This window comes from Streptomyces sp. NPDC088197 (assembly GCF_044741185.1).
Taxonomy (GTDB): Bacteria; Actinomycetota; Actinomycetes; order Streptomycetales; family Streptomycetaceae; genus Actinacidiphila.
On sequence record NZ_JBIUSD010000001.1, the window covers coordinates 185,601 to 203,249 of the forward strand.

The following is a 17,649-nucleotide window of genomic DNA, read 5'->3' on the forward strand; positions in this document are numbered from 1 at the left end:
CGGTGAAGCCGCCGCTCACGTTCAGCGTCGGCCCGAGGTTGTCGTACGGCTTCGCCGTGATCTGCCAGGTGTAGGCGCCATTGGGGGCGGAGCCGCTGTCGATCCCCCCGTCCAGTCCATGAAGATCCGCCCGGCCCAGTCCATCCGCACCCAATCGGTGGTGTTGTCGGTCCGGTCCAGATGCCACCGGCCCACGGCTCCCGTCGCGGTGTGGCGCAGGGTGAGGGTCACTTCGGCGTTACTGCGGGACAGTTGCCACCGCGCCTTCCACGGCGCCGGGTCGAGAGTCGCCACCGCGGGGACGCTGGAGCCGAGGAGAGCGAGCTTGGTCGGAGCCCCCTTGCTGGCGACCATGTCGGCGACCGGCGCGCCGTCGGGGCCGACGGAAACCCGGTACACGCCCTCGCCCTTGGCGACGGTGCCGCCCGTCACGAGCACCGCGCCGTCCGGCGCCGGGACGACGGTGGTGGCGTGGTCCAGGACCTTGCGCACGGCGCCGCCGCCCACCGGGACGGCCCGCAAGGAGAAGTCCCAGTCGGCCGAGCCCGCCCCGAGCTGTGTGTTCGGACCGAACACCGCCCAGTTCCCTGCCAGGCCGGTCAGGGGGTAGCCGGGACCCAGCGCGGACAGCCGCGTCACCGTGCCCGTGGCCCGGTTCTCCACGCTCAGCACCGGAGCGTTCCCGGTGCTCACGCTGGACACGTACGCCGGGGAAATGGCGGTCGTGAATCCGGCCGAGGCGAGGTGCGACGTGGTCGCGGTACCGGACGCGAGGTCGACCACCGCGAGACCGTCGGCCGTGGTCCCGCCCGCCGCGGAGGTCTTGTAGGACAGCGCGAGCGCGCCGGTCGTGGCGGCCGCCGCCCGCAGTCCGAACGCACCGCTGGGCAGGCCCGTGACCACCCGGTCGGTCGTGACTCCGTCAGCGACACTCATCAAGTGCGCCTCGGTGCACGTGTCATCCGTGGGATACGGCACCCGGCACGCCACCACCGTCGATCCGACGACCCCCTTCAGGGAACGGTTCCTCCCCAACGGAACGACCGAGATGTCACCGGTCCCCATGTCGTGCAGTTCCACCCGGTGGTCCGTGTCGTACTCGGTGCCGCGCTCCAGGGCGACGACGTCGGACACCGACCCGTGCATCAAGGTCGCGGTGGACCGGCCGATGTCCCTGCCGAGCGGCGTGGTGGCGCCGCCCGCGTACCGGGTCCACAGCAGGTCGGAGTCCAGGCCGATCGAGAGGAAGCCGGTCGTACCGGCGCTGATGACATCCGCCGGAACCGGCAACGGCGGGGTGGCGCGGGGCGTGAGGCGTGAGGAGGGACGGTTCGAACGGTACCGATCCGCCGGGAACGTGAATCCTCCGGCGGCCCCCCACGTTCGAATTCGCCAGGATCGTAGCAGTCCACGGTCTCGATCGCCGAGGTCCGCGCGGCGGGCCCGGACCCCGACAACCTGACTGATCTGCGGCTCCGCGCCCCGGCCGACGCCGACAGTGACACCTCCCACCTGGTGATCAACTGCGCTGCGCAAGCCGGGAGTTGGCGCGTGCCGGGTCAGAAGGTGCCGTTGAGGCCGTACCAATCGGCGCCGGTCCTCGATGCCGTCACCGGTGAAGTCGCCGTGCCGGGTCATCGCCGTCATGGAATTCCAGCCGGGGCCGATCAGCCGTCCGCGACCGCTGCTGCCGGGAACGAACCACAGCCGACCGGCCAGGTCGCGGGACAGCACGTCCGCGTACCGGTCGCCGTCGATGTCCCCGAACCCCGCCTTCACCGGGTTCTTCTCCGCCAGCCACCACCCGTAGGACGGCTCCGTGCACTCGCGCTCGGTCTTGAAGAACTTCAGCGAGGTCATCGTCCGCAGATACGAACCACCCGCGCCTTCCCCCGCACTGCCGGGCTGCCGGCGGGACACCGATCCGTCGAGCCGATGCCCGGCGGTGGTGGGGTACTTGACGCGATCGGGAACGCGGGCGCCGGGCCATTGCCGGTTTGCCTCGGGTGTGGTCAGGCCGGGTGGAGTACCGCCGTGGCGATCTCGCGGACGCGGGCGGGCGTGATTCCGGTGCGCTGTTCGACGGCGAGGGGGTGGTCGGTGGGTTCGAGCTTGATGAAGGGGCGGGTGCCGAGCGGCCGGGTGTGGGCGTTGGTCTTGAGGTCGGTGGTGCTCTCGGGATAGAGGGACAGCTCGGTGCTGAGCCAGCCGAAGTACGGCTTCTCGGTCTCGCGGCCCTCGGTGTCCCACAGGTCGACGGCGCGGGTGAAACTCTCCTTGCTCAGGGAGACCCAGACGCCCCATGAGAAGACGTCCTCGCCGCCGATCACGGGTATCTCGATCAGGCCCTTGATGAAGAAGTGCTGGCCCCTGATGACGCACTGGTCCGACGACAGCATGCTGTTCGTATCGGCCTCGAAGGCGGGGTCCCAGACGTCCGGGGCGGGGGTCGAGTAGCTCATGGGGAGCTCCGCGTGATGGTTTCCGCAGCACGAACACGTGAAGCCGAGATCGTCAGACATGGCGGGATCCTAGTGGTCACGAAGCGCGAGGCCGCACCCCGAGGTTTCGGGCCCGCGCCCCGGGGATTCCCGTTGCCCGTACGCATCGCCGGGCGCGTACGGGTGGATCGGTTCCGTGCCGGAAGCCGCCGTCCCGCGAGACCTCGGAGCTGGGCGCGGGCCGAGCCGAGCGTGGGACGTGGGACGTGGGACGTGGCGGGAGGGGCGGCGGAATCCGTACGTTCCGGCGGTCAGCGTTTGGAGCGGACCAGGCCGGCGTCGTAGGCGAGGATGACGGCTTGGATGCGGTCGCGGGCACCGATCTTGGCGAGGACGCGGCCGACGTGTTTTTTGACGGTGGACTCGGAGAGGACGAGGTGGCGGGCGATCTCGGAGTTGGTCCAGCCGTTGCCGATGGCGACGAGGACTTCGCGTTCGCGGGCGCTGAGTTCGCGGAGTCGGGGGTCCTGGGCGGCCGGGGAGTCGGGCGGGGTGAGGACATGGTGGGCGTGGGCGTCGAGGAGGCGGCGGGTGAGGCTGGGGGCGACGACGGCGTCACCGGTGGCCACGGCCTGGATGCCCGAGACGAGTTCCTCGGGGCCCGCGTCCTTGAGGAGGAAGCCGCTGGCCCCGGCGCGCAGGCCCTCGTAGGCGTACTCGTCGAGGTCGAAGGTGGTCACGATGAGGACGCGGGTACGGCCGCCGGCCGCGATGATCTGGCGGGTGGCCTCCAGCCCGTCCATGCCGGGCATGCGGATGTCCATGAGGACGACGTCGGGGCGCAGTTCGGCGGCCATGCGGACGGCCTCGGCGCCGTGGGTGGCCTCGCCGACGGGGGTCACGCCGGGGCTGCCCTCGAGGAGCATGCGCAGGCCGAAGCGCTGCATGGGCTGGTCGTCGACGATCAGCACGGAGGTGGTCATGGCAGGTGGCTTTCCGCCTTGTGGTCGGTGGGGTCGACGGTCGCGTCGAGCTGGACGTCGACGGTCCATCCGGGCTGGTCGGTGGTGGGGCCGATGGTGACCGTACCGCCGTACAGGGCGACGCGCTGGCGGATGCCGACGAGGCCGTGGCCGTGCTCGTCGTCCCCGGTGGCGGGCGCCGCGGGGCCGGCGGCGTGCGACGGGGGGCCGGTGTCGGTGACGCGGATGCGTACCGTCCCCGCGTCGGCGGTCACGGTGACCTGCGAGGCGGTGGCCGTACCGGCGTGCTTGAGGGTGTTGGTCAGGGCTTCCTGGACGATGCGGTAGACGGTGAGTTGCAGGCCCTCGCCCAGTTTGGCGAGTTCGCCCGTGGTGCGGTACGTGACCGCGAGGCCCGCCGCGCGGACCCGTGCGAGGAGCATGTCGAGGTCGCCGATGCCCGGTTGCGGTCTGAGCCGCCGGTCCGCGGCGTCGTCGTCCCCGCGCAGGACGCCGAGCACGCGGCGCAGTTCGCCCAGCGCCTGCCGCCCGGTGTCGCCGACCATGCGCAGGACCGGGGTCGAGCTCTCGTTGTTGCGGGCGGCGAGCGTCGAGGCGCCGTCGGCGAGGGTGACCATGACGGAGAGGTTGTGGCCGACGATGTCGTGCATCTCGCGGGCGATACGGGTGCGTTCGGCGGCGGCGGTGAGCCTCGCGCGCTGGTCCCGTTCGACCTCCAGGCGCCGGGCGCGGTCCTCCAGCGCGGTCAGGTACAACCTGCGGGTCCGCAGGGTCAGACCGGTGGCGACGGCGGCGGTCACCAGTCCGAGGAGGAAGAAGAGGACGAGGAACTCGCTGCCCGCGGGCTCCAGGGCGAAGACGTCGACCACGTTCGCGGCGGCGGCCACGGCGGTGGCCCAGCCCAGCACGCGCGGGGAGCTGTGCCGGGCGACATTGTGCAGGGCGATGAGCGGGCTGAACGAGGCGACGAGCCCGGCGTCCATCGCGGACTGGACGAGGAAGGCGGCGATCGTCACGACCAGCACGGTGGCCGGGGCGCGGCGGCGCCACCACAGCGGCAGGACGAGCGCGGCGAACAGCACGTAGAGGGTGGCGGTCGACGGCGCCCCGTGCGCGTCGGCCGCCGCGACGGCCGCGGGCGCGCCGCCGGAGAGCAGGTTGGGCAGGCAGACGCCCGCGAAGAGCAGGACGACCGCGGTGTCCAGCAGCCAGGGGTGCCGCCGGTCGTACTCCCGCAGGAGGCCGCTGGCTTGCAGCATGAGGTTCAGGACCGGGTGCCCCAGGGCGGCCTCGGGACCGAGGGACGGCACCGGCGTCCCCCGGTCCGGGGCGGCGAAGGCGGTTCGGGGGTCGCGGTCGAAGAATCCGGCACCGGGGCCCCGGTCCCGGGCGGAGACCTCGACGCGGGGGTTCCGCCTCCTGGCCAGAAACCCGACTCTGAGATCCCGCCTCCCGGCCAGGAACCACGCCCTGACATCCCGGCCACGAGCCGAAAGCCCGTCCCTGACATCCCGGCCCCGGGCCGCGATCGTGGCCCTGAAGTCCCGGTCCCGGTGCATAAGCCTCATTGTCACCGCTGGTGACCCTTCCGACGAACGGTCGGCCGCCGCGACGATCAGACGTCGGACCGCTTCAGCCGGATGGCTGCGGCGCCCAGGGCCACGGCCACCCAGGCGGCGAAGACGGCGAGTCCCGCGCCGGGCGACAGGGAGTCCGACGCCTTGTGCAGGGCGTAGATCGCCGAGCCCGCGTTGCCGGGGGCGTACCGCTCGACCGCGTCCTGGAGCGAGTCGGGCAGCAGCGCGGTCAGGCCGGGCAGCAGCATCAGCAGGCCGACCAGAGCGGCGATGCTCCCGGAGGCGGAGCGGATCAGCGTCCCCAGGGCCACGCCGAACACGGCGAACAGCGCGAGGTAGACACCGGCGCCGACCAGGCCGCGCAGCACGCCCTCGTCGCCCAGGGACAGCGCGATGTCGTCGCCGCGCAGGCTCGCCGCGCCCAGGCCGAAGGTGACCACGGCGGCGACCGCGGTGAGGACCAGGACCAGCGAGCCGATCACGGCGCTCTTCGACGCCAGGACCGGCCACCGGCGCGGCACCGCCACGTAGGTCGAACGGACCATGCCGGTGCTGTACTCGCCCGCGGACATCATCACCCCGAGCACGCCGACGATCAGGCCGGTGACGCCCGCGCCCGTCAGCGCGAGGCCGACCGGGTCGTCGGGCGTCCCGGTCGCGTCGGCGCCGGGGGGACGGTAGACGGCGGCGGCGATCACGCCGAAGGCGACGAGTACGGCGACCGAGGCCCCCAGGGTGATCCAACTGGAGCGCAGCGAAAGGAACTTGCTCAGCTCCGAGCGCAGGACGCGGCGGCCGGTCACCCCCTGCCCGTCCCGGTCGGCGCGTACGGCGACGGCGATCGTGTCGGTGGTCATCAGGCGGCCTTCCGCTCGGTGCCCGCGGGGTCGCTGTGGTACTCCACGGAGTCATGGGTGAGGCGCATGAAGGCCGTCTCCAACGAGACGGTCTGCGGGGCCAGTTCGTACAGCGCGATCCCGCAGTGCGCGGCGACCGTACCGATGTCGCGGGCCGCCCAGCCGTGGACGAGCAACTCCTCGTCGGAGGAGGACGTGATGGTGACGCCCGGCGCGGCCAGCGCGTCCCGCAGCCGGGCGGCCTCGCCGCTGACGACCCGCACCCCGCCGCCGCCGGCCTGGTGCGTGAAGTCCTTGAGCGAGGTGTCGGCGAGGAGCCGTCCGCGCCCGATGACCACGAGGTGATCGGCGATCAGCTCCATCTCGCTCATCAGGTGCGAGGAGAGCATCACGGCCCGGCCCTCGGCGGCCAGCCCGGTCAGCAGATTGCGCACCCACAGCACGCCCTCGGGGTCGAGGCCGTTGACCGGCTCGTCGAGCATGACGGCCTCGGGGTCGCCGAGCAGGGCGGCGGCGATGCCGAGCCGCTGGCCCATGCCGAGCGAGAACGCGCCCACCCGCTTGCCCGCCACGCTGCCGAGTCCCGCCAGTTCGATGACCTCGTCCACCCGGCCGCGCGGAATGCCGTGCGTGAGCGCGAGCGCCTTGAGGTGCCCGAACGCGCTGCGCCCCGGGTGGACCCCCTTGGCGTCGAGCAGGACACCGATCTGGCGCAACGGCGCCCGGTGCCGGGCGTACGAGCGGCCCCCGACGGTCGCCGAGCCCCGGGTCGGGGCGTCCAGGCCGACGATCATGCGCATCGTCGTCGACTTCCCCGCACCGTTCGGCCCGAGGAAGCCCGTCACCTCACCGGGCTTCACGGAGAACGACAGCCGGTCGACCACCGTCTTGTCCCCGTACCGCTTCGTCAGTTCACGCACTTCGATCATCGGCCTCTGGTCCCCTGGTCCTCTCACGTCCCGCGCGCACGCCTCGCGTACGGAACTCACGCGCTCACCGCGTTCGCAGCAGTCGTCGCACTCATCGCACTCGTCACGCTCGTCGCGTTCCTCGCACTCGTCGAGAACGCGGCGCGACCCGCACCTTCGACGTTACGAGGGCGGGCGGGGCGATCCCTGGAACCGTGGGAGACCCTTCGGCACGGCACTGGTACCGCGGTACCAGTGCGCTCTCATCACCCAGAACGACGGGCGCCGCTCACGGCGTGACGAGGGGGAAGTCCGGGTCCGGGGTGGCGAGGAGGGAGAGGAGGCGGGAGAGGGTGTCGGGGGTGCCCTCGGTGGTGACGTTGTCCAGGTTCCGGGTGGCGAGGGCGGTGAGGAGCTGGGCTTGGGTGAGGGTCAGGGTGAGGTCCGCGGTGGTGGCGGTGGGGGCGCCGGGAGTGGACCGGTAGGTGAGGGCGCCGTTGGACAGGGTCAGGCGCCAGGTGCGGCGGTGGTCGGTGACGTGCCAGTCCATCGTCAGCCGGGTGTCCCAGGCGCGGGGGCCGTCGACGCGGACGGCGAGGGAGTCGATGAGCTGGTCGACGGTGAGGGCCATGGCCATCTCGGGGTTGGCGGTGTCGAGGCGGACCTTGGCGAGGCGGCCGCGCAGCTCCATGGCGCCGGTGAGGTAGAAGTTGCGCCAGGTGCCGTTCTCCGCGCCCTGGCCGAGGCGGTCGTAGACGGCGGCCAGCGCCTCGCGCGCGCCCCGGTGTCCGGGCTCGGCGAACACGGCGTGGTTGAGGAGCGTGGCGGCGAACCGCAGGTCGTCGGCGTCGGCGTACTCCCGGCCCTTGGCCACGAGGGCGTCGGTGCCGCCGTAGTCGGCGGCGAAGCGGCGGGCCTGCTCGACCGGCGGGTGCTCCCACAGGTGGGCCGGGTTGCCGTCGAACCAGCCCATGTAGCGCTGGTAGACCGCCTTGACGTTGTGCGAGACCGAGCCGTAGTAGCCGCGGGCCGCCCACGTACGTTCCAGAGCGGGCGGGAGGGTGAGCTCCTCGGCGATCTCCGGGCCGGTCAGGCCCTGATTGATGAGCCGCAGGGTCTGGTCGTGGAGGTAGGAGTAGAGGTCGCGCTGCCCGGTGAGGAACGCGGTGATCTCCTCCTGACCCCAGGTGGGCCAGTGGTGCGAGGCGAAGACGACGTCCGCCTTGCCCTCGAACATCGCCAGGGCCTCGGAGAGGTAGTGCGCCCAGATCCGGGGGTCGCGGACGACCGCCCCGCGCAGGGTCAGCACATTGTGCAGCGTGTGGGTGGCGTTCTCGGCCATGCACAGGGCCCGGTGGTCGGGGAAGAGGAAGTTCATCTCCGAGGGGGCCTCGGTGCCGGGGGTGAGCTGGAAGGCGATGCGTACGCCGTCGACCGTCTCCTCCTGCCCGGTGCTGGTGATGTGCACCGTCGGCGGCACCAGGCTGATCGTGCCGGTCGAGGTCGTCGCGCCGAGACCGGCGCCGATCTGGCCCGCCGGTCCCTTGGGCAGCTCCGCCCCGTACATGTAGACCGCGCGGCGGGTCATCGCGGTGCCCGCGTACACGTTCTCCGCGACCGCGTGCTCCAGGAATCCGGCCGGGGCCAGGACCGGGATGTCCTGCTCGGTGCCGTGCGGGACGATGGCGCGCGAGCCGCCGAAGTGGTCGCCGTGGGAGTGGGTGTAGACCAATCCGGTGACCGGGCGGTCGCCGCGGTGCTCGCGGTACAGCGCCAGGGCCGCCGCCGCGGTCTCCGTCGAGATCAGCGGGTCGATGACGACGACGCCGCGCTCCCCCTCGACCAGGGTCATGTTCGACAGGTCGAACCCCCTGACCTGGTAGATCCCCCGCGTGACCTCGTACAGGCCGTACCGGGCGCAGAGCTGCCCCTGCCGCCACAGCGACGGATTCGCGGTCGGCGGGCACTGCGCCGCCGTCATGAACGCGTACGCCCCGCAGTCCCACACCACCGACCCGTCCTCGGCCGTCACCGCGGTGGACGCGGGCGCGGCGACGAAGCCGCGGTCGGCGTTCGCGAAGTCCCGGACGTCGTCGAAAGGGAGGTCAGCCATGAGACGAGGCTAGGGCGCTATGCGGCTTTTGTCCTCGGGGCGCCGAGATGAATGGCTGAGGTGAACGCCGAGGTGAGCAAGGGGCGGCGGCCCCGGGGGGCGGGCGGGGTCAGATACCGGCCGTGCGGGGCGGGACGCGGAGCGCCAGCAGGGCGGTGTCGTCGCTCGCCCACCCACCGCTGTGGTCGTCGAGGACGCGGCCGATCCGCTGGACGACGGAAGGGGCGTCCATGCCGTGGCAGGCGGCGAGGGCGGCGGCGAGATTCTCCTCGCCGAACAGCGGCCGCGGGGCTCCGGGGACGATGGGGCGGGGACGGGCCTCGGTGGCGCCGTCGGTGTAGAGCAGAAGCGTGTCGCCGGGCGCGAGCCGGAAGCGGACGTCGGTGAGGTGCACGTCGGGCAGGACGCCCAGCAGGCTGCCGCGGCGGCCCGACTCCTGGACGCGGCCGTCGGCGCGCAGGATCAGGGCGGGCGGGTGCCCGGCGGTGCACAGCCGGCCGGACACGCCGGTGGCGGTGGTACGGAAGGTGGCGTGCACGGCGGTCAGGAACCGGCCGTCCGTGCGCTGGTCGAGCAGCGCGGAATTGAGGTGGTCGAGGACCACGGCGGGCGACAGGTGTTGCGTGGCCTGCGCGCGCAGGGTGTACCGGGCCAGCGCCGTGACCTTGGCGGCCTCCGGGCCCTTCCCGCACACGTCGCCCATCGTGGCGCACCACCAGGGGCCGCGGGCCTGGAAGAGGTCGTAGAAGTCGCCGACGACCATGCCGCCGTCCGCCGGGGTGTACGAGGCGGCGGCGTCCAGACCGGAGACCGTCGGCAGGACGGGCGGCAGGAAACTGTCCTGGAGGCTGCGTACGAGGTCGGTGGTCGCAGCCAGCGCGGTGCGCGCCGTCTCCAGCGAGGTCCGCAGATTGATCTCGTTGCCGACCGCCCGCGCGAGGGTGGCCAGCGTGGCCAGTTCCGTGGGGCGCCAGGCGTGCGGGCGGTCGTCGATCACGCACATGCTGCCCAGCACCTCGCCGCCCGGTCCGAGGATCGGGTAACCCGCCCACGCGCCGATCTTCATCGGCTGTACGGAGGGGTGGTCGCGGGTGCGCGGGTCGGTGGCCGCGTCCTCGACGGCGAAGGGCTCGCCGTCCAGGCCCACCAGGAAGTAGCAGAAGCTCTCGCGCACCGGATTCTGCCGCCCCGCGATCTCCGTGATGTCGACCCCGACGCACGACTTCCAGAACGAGCGGCGCTCGTCGACCAGCGTGATGAACGCCCGTGAGCAGCCGGTCACCGCACCGGCCAGGGCCGCCAGGTCCTCGAACTCCGGCTCGGGACCGGTGTCCAGCAGGCCGGTCGCCGCCACCGCGGCCAGCCGCCTCGGATCGTCGAGCGCGGCGGGCAGCCCGTCCGCCCGCAGGCCGCCCCGGAAAGCCACACCCTGCATCGCAGCGCCCTCCCGGACGATCCCGGCCACCCGCGACCGGGGGCCAGAGAGGAGCCGCCGCGCACACCGACGGACGCCAAACATTTGACGTATGGCAACAATAACCACGGACGGGGGCGGGGAGCGGTCGGGCGGGCCACATTCTCCCGCCGCGGGAGGCCGGGCGGCGGCGGGGAGCCGGGCACGCCACGGCCACGGGCACCGCGACGCCGAGTGGTGTGATCGTGAGCACAGGGGCCGCGGGCGCGGCCGGTGCCTGGTCCGGGCCTGATCCGGGCCTGAACCCGGAGCGGCCGGTGGCTGGTCCGGGCCCGGTCGGGGAGGCCGGGCGTCGGGGGCGGGCGTAGAGACGTACCGCAGGGGCGTACGTACGCGGGCACGTACGCCCCTCCCGCCGCGGCCGGGACCCGCGCACCGGCTTGTCGGGGCACCGGCCGCCCACCCCCCCGAGGCCGGTCCGGGCTCAGCCCGGAAGCGTCCACGCCTGGTTCGCGCCCCCGTTGCAGTCCCAGAGCTCCACGAGGGCGCCGTTGGCGGTGGCGGCCCCGGCGATGTCGAGGCAGCCGCCCAGCACGCGGACCGCGGCGCCCGCGCCGGGAGTGACCGTCCACTTCTGCGCGGCCGTGCCGTTGCGGGTGTAGAGCTGGACGGCCGTGCCGTTCGCGGTGCCGCTGTTCGCGATGTCGACGCACTTGCCGGGGATGCCGGAGGTGATCGCGCCCGCCGTCGTGACGCGGGCCCGGCGCCTCACGCACGGGCCCGCGGCGGCGACCTCAGTGCCGCTGCGTCGGGAACCGTCCGCACAGCCAGTTGCCCGGCTCCGCCGGGTCGTCGCTGATCCAGAACTGGCGCCACAGCAGGGTGAATTCCTCACGGCTGAGGTGGCCGTCCCCGTTGAGGTCGAGGAGTTCGAAGACGCCGGTCATGTCGACGGGCCGGCCGTTCCAGGTCTCCACGAGCGTGCGGTGCTCCTCCGGGGAGATGACGCCGTCACCGTTGGCGTCCACGGCCTCGAACACGGTGTCGGCGGTGGCGACGACGTCCGCGATCATCGTGGGCAACCGGTCGACGAGCGCGAGCAGTTCACCCCAGTCGACCGCGCCGTCCCCATTGGTGTCGCCGGTCTCCAGCAGCGCCGCCCACCAGCCCATCAGCAGCGTCTCGACGCGTGCGCGCAACTCCGTGCCCGGCGCCACCGCGGGCAGCCGGTTCCAGCGGGCGACGAGCGCCCTGAAGTCCTCCTCGCGCAGGTAGCCGTCACCGTCGGCGTCGAACGCGCCGAACATCCCCCTGAGCTTCTGCTCCTGAAACGCGCTGGCCATGAGCGGTCCCCCTCGACCTCGACCCGAACCACGAAGCACCCGTGCCCGCCGCCGCGCGGCGACAGCGGGCAACAATCAACGGTAGGCCGGGACGCGCTCGCGCCACCACAAGCACATATGTATGGACATTCACCCTTTGGGGCCAGGGGTGCCCTCGCCTCCAACACCAGTCCGCCGCGCGGCAGTCGACTCCTGACGGATGCGCGGAGATGCCGGACGGCCGCGTCCGCTCCGCGGCCCCCACCTGGCACCTCACCGCCTGCGGGGTCCTCGCGAACGCCTAGGGCCCGCCCGGCGGTCGGCGGTCGGCTAGCCGACGCCGTCGATGACCGGCGGTGAGAGCGTGGCGATCTCGCGGTCGAAGAAGTCGCCGAAGGGCTCGCCCCGCGCGTAGAGCGACGCGAACCCCGCCCTGGTCTCCGCGATCAGGGCGGGTTCCGCGTACCGCCTGGCCCCGTCCGCGTTTCCCTCGTCGTCGTACTGCACCTCGTACATCACCACGTCACCGAGGATCACGACCTCCGGCACCGTGCGCTCGCGCTCGATGTCCGCGATCGTCCGCGCGTCCAGGACCCTGATCCGGTCGCCCACGGCCGCGCGCAGGCGCAGGACGTGCAATTCCCACTGCACGTAGGGCGTCACGGGGAATTCGACGACTCGGAGCCGCCGCTGCGCGACGCCCAACTCCTCCGCCTCGGCGAATTGCCGGGCGTAGGCCGGACGCCTTTCCTCGATGAGCGCGAGTGCTTCTTCCCAGCGCCCGGCGGCGAATGCCTCCCAGCTCGCGAAACCGCGTTCCTGGAAATGCTGGCCGCGTTCCAGCTTGTCCTGGCTCCTGACGCCGCTTTTGAGGATCCGGAAGAATTCCTCGTGGTAGGCGGGCCGGGCGAGGCGTTCGAAGGTGCCGTTGGGAAAGGAGTCAAACACTGGGAATGTCCGGTTTCGCCGCGATCAGCATGTTTCTCGGGATGACGACGAGTCGCTCGTCGGAGCCGACCGAGACCCCGGCGGGCAGATTCCGCCCGAGGGAAGCCGTCAGATCCCGGCCGATGACGGCGATGTCGCCGTTCTCCAGCTCCCAGATGTCGGGGCAGTCGGGGGTGTCGGTCGTATTCCCCAGCTCCTGAGGTGATTTACCGAGGCGCTTTAAGAATGTGGTGTCGGGATTTGCTTCCCATGGTCTGGTCATGGTTGCCCCCAGGATCGGCTGCGTACTGTCGTACCGCGTGCGGATCGTACCCGCATCGGCGTCACTACAGCCGGAGCGTACCCGATAACCAGCCGTCTGGCATATGCCACGACGGCGGCGACCGCCTTCGGATGCCTATCGCAATTCGACTCCCGGTGCAATAATGATCCACGCCGGACGTGAACGGTCCTCGAATTGGCTCAAAGCCAATATGATCAGATTATTGAATGGTAGGGGGAGCTGTGGATCCGGAACTCGCGGTGCTCACGCGGACCGCCGGAGCCCCCGTGGTCGCCCCGATGGCGACCGACGCCTGGCGGACCACGACCACGCGTCACCGCGTCCTGGCACAAGGGCGCCGCGCCCAAACCCGCCGCGACCAGCGCGTCACCGAGCGGTGAGCGGTACGACCGGCGGGTCCATGGACGGCCGCGCCCAGGACGACGGCCGGGTCTACCAGGCGTCGGGAGATCAGCACATCAGCGAGCACCACCACTACGACGGCGGCCCGCAGGCCCCGGCCGGTCCCGACTCGGTGCGCCGGCCCGCCGTCGGCCGCCCGCCCCTGGTCCTGCGGGACCGCACCGAAGTCCTCGACCGGTTGAGGAGCGCCCTCACCGCGCAGAGCGGCGACGACATCTTCGTGCTGTACGGCATGGGTGGCTGCGGCAAGACCGCGGTCGCCCACGCCTTCTTCCAGACCGCCACCGCCGAGTACGGGCGGGTGGGGCTCTGGGTGAACGCCACGGACCGGGCGAGCCTGCGCTCCGGGATGCTCGCGGTCGCCGCGGACCGCGGCGCGGCCGACGGCGAACTGCTGGCCGCCCGCAACGGCTACCGGCCCGCGGCCGACCTCGTCTGGCGGTACCTCGCCGGCTCCCCCGATCCCTGGCTGCTGGTGCTCGACAACGCGGACGACCCCGCGATCCTCAGCGACGGCAGCTGGCTGCGCACCAGTCCGCGGGGCACGGTGCTGGTGACCACGCGCCGAGCCGCACCCCGCTGGTGGCCCGGCGCGGAACTCCAGCACATCGGCGTCCTGCCGCGCGAGGACGCGGCGCGCGTCCTGCGCGACCTCGCCCCGCACACCGGCACGCTCGCCCAGGCCGCCGAGATCGCCGACCGCCTGGGCCGACTCCCGCTCGCGCTCACCCTCGCGGGCGGCTTCCTCTCCCACCAGGTCATAGAGCCCTGGACGATGGATGTGTACGGACGCCATCTGGAGGAAGAACTCCCAGTCCAGTTGCTCGACCGAGGGGCCGATGCCTTGAGTGATGCGGACCCCCGCCATCTGGTGGGACAGACCTGGCAGTTGACGCTCGACGCCTTCGCGGCGCGCGGACTGCCCGAAGCGGTCGACCTGTTGCGTCTGATCGCCCGACTGGCCCCCGAGCCGCTGCCGCTGTCGGTCCTCAACGACGACGGCATCAGCGCCGTATTGCCCCGCGGTCGCGCCGAGTCCGCGCTGCGCGCCCTGCTCGACCACTCGCTCGTCGAACGGGTCGACGTCGGCGACAACGCGGGGCTGCGCTGCGTTCTCGGGCACGGCGTACTGCTCGACAGTGTCGTGGCCGCCACCCCGGCGGCGCAGGCCCCTGTGCTGGACGCGACGGCCGGCCGCCTGCTCGGCGCCGCGCTGCCGGAGGTGCCCGACGCGGGCCCGTACGATCCCCGGCTGCGGCTCCTGGCGCCCCACGTACGCGCACTGCTCCGGCGGACGGGCGAACCCGCCGCCGTCGCCGAGGTGTTGGAGGTGGCCACCCGGCTGGCCACCGCGATGCACCGCACCGGCGACTACCCGTCGGCGTGGGAGACCGTCGGCGCGGCGGCGGACATCGCGGCGCGGACGCTCGGCGACGGACACCGGGCCGTACTCGCGGCACGCTCACGCGCCGGACGGGTCCTGTTCCGGCTGGGCCGCTACACCGAGGCCGAGGAGTCGCTGCGGCGCACGCTCACCGCCCAGCGGCAGCGGTTCGGAGCCGACGACCCGGACAGCCTCGACAGCGCGCACGGGCTCCAACTCGTCCTGCGCAATCTCGGCCACGCCGAGGAGTCGCTGACGCTCCTGTACGCCACGGCCGCGGGCCGCCAGGCCGCGCTGGGGCCGTGGCATCCGCTGACGCTGCGCTCCCGGTCCAGCATCCTGGCCGCGCTCGGTGCCGCGGAACTGACCGCGGAGGACGGACGCACGGGCCTGCTGTCGCTGCCGGGGCAGTGCGCGGAACACCTCGGCGTCGACCACACCGTCTCCGTGGGGGCCCGCCACAACCACGCCTGGGCGCTCTTCCAGTTGGGCCGCCTCGAGGAAGCCGACAGCGAGATCGGCGAGGTGACCGAGACCTATCTGCACCGCTTCGGACCCGACTACCCCATCGCCCTCGCCGCCCGCCAGCTCCAGGCCCGCACCCGCGCCGCGCTCGGTCACACCGGCGAAGGCATCGCGCTCATGGACGACGTCGTCGCGCGCCGCGCCCAGAGCCTCGGCCAGGACCACCCCTTCACCGTCGCGAGCCGCGACCTCCTGCGGAGGCTGCGCGCCGAGCGTCCGTAGACGCGTCACGCCTGGGCGGCGGGCGTGACGCTGCCCAGCCAGAGGGTGTCACGGGCGCGGGTCATGGCGACGAAGAGCTGGCTGCGGCCGAGTTCGCGGCGCTCGCGCTCGGTCTCGGAGAGCCCTTCGGCGCCGGTCAGCAGGGAGGTGTCGTACCGCGGAAGGTAGACGCGTTTGAACTCAAGTCCCTTGGCGCGCCGGTAGCTTCCGAGCTTGACGCCCTCGACGGCGTGACCGGCGTAGCGCTCCAGCGGGCAGACCGGGAGGCCGGAAGCCGTGAGGAGGTCGCGGTAGCGGCCGATGGCCCGTACGGAGGGGCAGAGCACGGCGGAGTCGGCCCGCTCGGCGGGGGTCAGGGCCAACAGCGCTTCCAGCAGGGCCCGGTCGTGGTCCTCGACGGTCGGCCGGTCCACACGCCGCACCTGGCCGTCGTGGTAGGTCAGGTCGACTTCCCTGGCGCCGGAGCTGCGTACGCCGTCGATGTCCTCGAAGGCGTCGTCGGCGACCACCGCGAGGGCCGCGTCGAGAATGTTCTTGCTGTTGCGGTAGTTGGTGCTGAGCACCTGCCCGCGCTCGCCGCGGATGTCGATGCCCGCGTCGGAGAGCCTGAATCCGCCGGGGTAGACGGCCTGTTGCCCGTCCCCGACGAGCAGCAGGCCGTTGGGAGCGTCGCCGATCAGGGCGTGCAGCAGCTTGACCCCGACGAGGGTCAGGTCCTGGACCTCGTCGACGATGACGGCCGCGTACGGCGCGGCCTCCGTGGAGCTGCTCGCCTCGGCGAGCGCGAGAGTCAGCACGTCGTTGAAGTCGTGCACACCGCGTTGGACGCGCAGCGACTCGTACGCCTCGTAGAGTCCCCAGACCGCCTGCCGGTGGGGCCTTCGCAGGCCCACCCGACGGCGACGGCGCGGCAGGACGGCGTATTCCTCGAAGGAGGTGATCCCGCGGCCCTTGATGACGTAGTCGATCTCGTCCTTCCAGTAGCGCGGCAACGGGTCGAGTTCGGTCAGCGGGCTGTCGCGCCCGGCGTGCGTCCAGGCGAGGCTGAAGGCCGTCTCGGCCTTGTCCCCGTTCAGATTCACCGGCACACCGCGGTCCTGCGTGTACTGCTGCGCCCACGAGTGCAGGCTGCGGAACTCCACCCGGTCGGCGACCGCGGGGGACATCGCGTGCAGGAACGTCTCCTGCACGCGCGGGAGGTTGCTGGCGAAGGTCACGTACAGGACGCGTCCCGTGGTGCGTTGGGCGAGGTAGGACGCGCGGTGCAGACCGACGACGGTCTTGCCCGTACCGGCGGGTCCGCTGATACGGGCGGGACCGGACCAGTTGCGGCGGACGAGGGCGACCTGGTCCTGGGCGAGGAAGGTCATCCACTGCTCGATCGGTGCCCGCATGGCGGCGTCCAGTGCGGCCTCGCGCATGCCGTCGAGGTCGAACAGCCCTGCGGCGGGCTGTTCTTGGCGTCCGGAGCGCGGCGCGGTGGACGGCGCTGTGGCCGGCTCTGTGACCGGCTCGGTGGCGGGCTCTGTGACCGGCTCTGTGGCGGGCTCTGTGGCGGGCTCTGTGACGGACGATCCCTCGTACTCGGGGAACACCCGCCCCAGGTGGTCGGCTATGACGCGCACCGAGGCGGCGTTGAGCCGGTGACGCTCCGCCAGCAGATACGGACCGACCTCCCGCTCCCCCAGGAGCCGGATTCTCCCCAGCGCGGTGTCCACACGCTTGTCGGCGAAGACCATCAGCGGCCGGACCGCGACCGGGGACATCCCCAACGAGGCGACCGCCGTCTCGGCGGCCTTGGTCACCGCCGAGAGCTTGCGCGCGTGCTCGTCCCTCACCTCACCACCCGCGAGGAGCCGGCCGTCCTCGACCTCCGGGTCGGCGCGCCAGTTCTTGACGTCCACAACGAAGACACCGGCGGGCCCGACCAGCAGCATGTCCACGTTCGCGGACCGCGTACCCGGCCACCGCCGGTCCACCAGAAGCCGCCAGCCGCGCTCGGTCAGCACCAACAACTGCGCGCTGACGCGCTGTTCGCCCTCGCTCGCGCTCTCCCACTGCCGCGCCTGCCGCCGCGCCGCCTGCCACTGCTCCCGCAGCAACCGCTCCTGCCGACGCGCCTCTTGAGCCCGCCGCGAAGCCGATCCCCCCGCCGCCATGGCCCACCCCCTCCCACGTAGCGCGACGATCATAGGACGCTCCGCTACGAAGCGGCAGGGGGCGTCGGCCGGGGCGAAGTGCGGCCGGACCGGCGGCGCGTCGGCAATTCC

General features: G+C 72.3%; 15 protein-coding genes. 2 read left to right on the top strand and 13 right to left on the bottom strand.

Annotated features, from left to right (window positions below):
* Positions 1-21 precede the first annotated feature (21 nt).
* The 12 genes from ACIOC1_RS00905 to ACIOC1_RS00960 form a co-directional block, all read right to left on the bottom strand.
* On the bottom strand, positions 22-1,860 hold the full coding sequence (locus tag ACIOC1_RS00905; RefSeq protein ID WP_401850896.1) for a hypothetical protein: 1,839 nt from the start codon (positions 1,858-1,860) through the stop codon (positions 22-24).
* 152 nt (positions 1,861-2,012) lie between these two features.
* Complete coding sequence (locus ACIOC1_RS00910; RefSeq protein WP_401850899.1) at positions 2,013-2,462, bottom strand: DUF2199 domain-containing protein; 450 nt, start codon at positions 2,460-2,462, stop codon at positions 2,013-2,015.
* A 290-nt stretch (positions 2,463-2,752) separates the two neighbouring features.
* Complete coding sequence (locus tag ACIOC1_RS00915; RefSeq protein ID WP_355335994.1) at positions 2,753-3,424, bottom strand: response regulator transcription factor; 672 nt, start codon at positions 3,422-3,424, stop codon at positions 2,753-2,755.
* Positions 3,421-4,683, bottom strand: coding sequence for a histidine kinase (locus ACIOC1_RS00920; RefSeq protein WP_391042552.1), 1,263 nt, complete (start codon positions 4,681-4,683; stop codon positions 3,421-3,423). Before ACIOC1_RS00920 ends, ACIOC1_RS00915 begins: the two co-directional genes overlap by 4 nt.
* 356 nt (positions 4,684-5,039) lie before the next feature.
* On the bottom strand, positions 5,040-5,858 hold the full coding sequence (locus tag ACIOC1_RS00925; protein WP_401850904.1) for an ABC transporter permease: 819 nt from the start codon (positions 5,856-5,858) through the stop codon (positions 5,040-5,042).
* Positions 5,858-6,787, bottom strand: coding sequence for an ABC transporter ATP-binding protein (locus ACIOC1_RS00930; RefSeq protein ID WP_401850906.1), 930 nt, complete (start codon positions 6,785-6,787; stop codon positions 5,858-5,860). The genes ACIOC1_RS00925 and ACIOC1_RS00930 overlap by 1 nt, the downstream gene beginning before the upstream one ends.
* A gap of 268 nt (positions 6,788-7,055) precedes the next feature.
* Positions 7,056-8,879 (bottom strand): alkyl/aryl-sulfatase, encoded by a 1,824-nt coding sequence (locus ACIOC1_RS00935; protein ID WP_401850909.1) that lies wholly within the window; start codon positions 8,877-8,879, stop codon positions 7,056-7,058.
* A gap of 109 nt (positions 8,880-8,988) precedes the next feature.
* Positions 8,989-10,314: a PP2C family protein-serine/threonine phosphatase gene (locus ACIOC1_RS00940; protein ID WP_401717099.1), complete on the bottom strand. Its 1,326-nt coding sequence runs from the start codon at positions 10,312-10,314 to the stop codon at positions 8,989-8,991.
* A 463-nt stretch (positions 10,315-10,777) separates the two neighbouring features.
* Complete coding sequence (locus ACIOC1_RS00945) at positions 10,778-11,065, bottom strand: RICIN domain-containing protein (RefSeq protein ID WP_401850912.1); 288 nt, start codon at positions 11,063-11,065, stop codon at positions 10,778-10,780.
* A gap of 22 nt (positions 11,066-11,087) precedes the next feature.
* Positions 11,088-11,636: an EF-hand domain-containing protein gene (locus ACIOC1_RS00950; protein WP_355335982.1), complete on the bottom strand. Its 549-nt coding sequence runs from the start codon at positions 11,634-11,636 to the stop codon at positions 11,088-11,090.
* Positions 11,637-11,945: 309 nt separating this feature from the next.
* A complete protein-coding gene (locus ACIOC1_RS00955; RefSeq protein WP_355335980.1) occupies positions 11,946-12,563 on the bottom strand; it encodes a DUF6879 family protein in 618 nt (205 codons plus the stop codon).
* A complete protein-coding gene (locus ACIOC1_RS00960; protein ID WP_355335978.1) occupies positions 12,556-12,825 on the bottom strand; it encodes a hypothetical protein in 270 nt (89 codons plus the stop codon). The genes ACIOC1_RS00955 and ACIOC1_RS00960 overlap by 8 nt, the downstream gene beginning before the upstream one ends.
* Before the next feature lie 242 nt (positions 12,826-13,067).
* Here ACIOC1_RS00960 and ACIOC1_RS00965 point away from each other — a divergent pair, with 242 nt between their 5' ends.
* Both ACIOC1_RS00965 and ACIOC1_RS00970 read left to right on the top strand, forming a co-directional pair.
* The gene (locus tag ACIOC1_RS00965; RefSeq protein WP_401850913.1) at positions 13,068-13,226 is read left to right on the top strand and encodes a hypothetical protein; all 159 of its coding nucleotides are present in this window, start codon (positions 13,068-13,070) and stop codon (positions 13,224-13,226) included.
* A gap of 20 nt (positions 13,227-13,246) precedes the next feature.
* On the top strand, positions 13,247-15,379 hold the full coding sequence (locus ACIOC1_RS00970) for a tetratricopeptide repeat protein (protein ID WP_401851939.1): 2,133 nt from the start codon (positions 13,247-13,249) through the stop codon (positions 15,377-15,379).
* A gap of 5 nt (positions 15,380-15,384) precedes the next feature.
* Here ACIOC1_RS00970 and ACIOC1_RS00975 read toward each other — a convergent pair whose 3' ends face one another.
* Complete coding sequence (locus tag ACIOC1_RS00975) at positions 15,385-17,481, bottom strand: UvrD-helicase domain-containing protein (RefSeq protein WP_401850915.1); 2,097 nt, start codon at positions 17,479-17,481, stop codon at positions 15,385-15,387.
* Positions 17,482-17,649 lie beyond the last annotated feature (168 nt).

Excerpts from the sequence above, each read along its gene's own strand:
- ACIOC1_RS00905 (WP_401850896.1), bottom strand. The coding sequence starts at position 1,860 with ATGACCTCGCTGAAGTTCTTCAAGACCGAGCGCGAGTGCACGGAGCCG.
- ACIOC1_RS00910 (WP_401850899.1), bottom strand. The coding sequence starts at position 2,462 with ATGAGCTACTCGACCCCCGCCCCGGACGTCTGGGACCCCGCCTTCGAG.
- ACIOC1_RS00915 (WP_355335994.1), bottom strand. The coding sequence starts at position 3,424 with ATGACCACCTCCGTGCTGATCGTCGACGACCAGCCCATGCAGCGCTTC.
- ACIOC1_RS00920 (WP_391042552.1), bottom strand. The coding sequence starts at position 4,683 with ATGCTGCAAGCCAGCGGCCTCCTGCGGGAGTACGACCGGCGGCACCCC.
- ACIOC1_RS00925 (WP_401850904.1), bottom strand. The coding sequence starts at position 5,858 with ATGACCACCGACACGATCGCCGTCGCCGTACGCGCCGACCGGGACGGG.
- ACIOC1_RS00930 (WP_401850906.1), bottom strand. The coding sequence starts at position 6,787 with ATGATCGAAGTGCGTGAACTGACGAAGCGGTACGGGGACAAGACGGTG.
- ACIOC1_RS00935 (WP_401850909.1), bottom strand. The coding sequence starts at position 8,879 with ATGGCTGACCTCCCTTTCGACGACGTCCGGGACTTCGCGAACGCCGAC.
- ACIOC1_RS00940 (WP_401717099.1), bottom strand. The coding sequence starts at position 10,314 with ATGCAGGGTGTGGCTTTCCGGGGCGGCCTGCGGGCGGACGGGCTGCCC.
- ACIOC1_RS00950 (WP_355335982.1), bottom strand. The coding sequence starts at position 11,636 with ATGGCCAGCGCGTTTCAGGAGCAGAAGCTCAGGGGGATGTTCGGCGCG.
- ACIOC1_RS00960 (WP_355335978.1), bottom strand. The coding sequence starts at position 12,825 with ATGACCAGACCATGGGAAGCAAATCCCGACACCACATTCTTAAAGCGC.
- ACIOC1_RS00970 (WP_401851939.1), top strand. The coding sequence starts at position 13,247 with ATGGACGGCCGCGCCCAGGACGACGGCCGGGTCTACCAGGCGTCGGGA.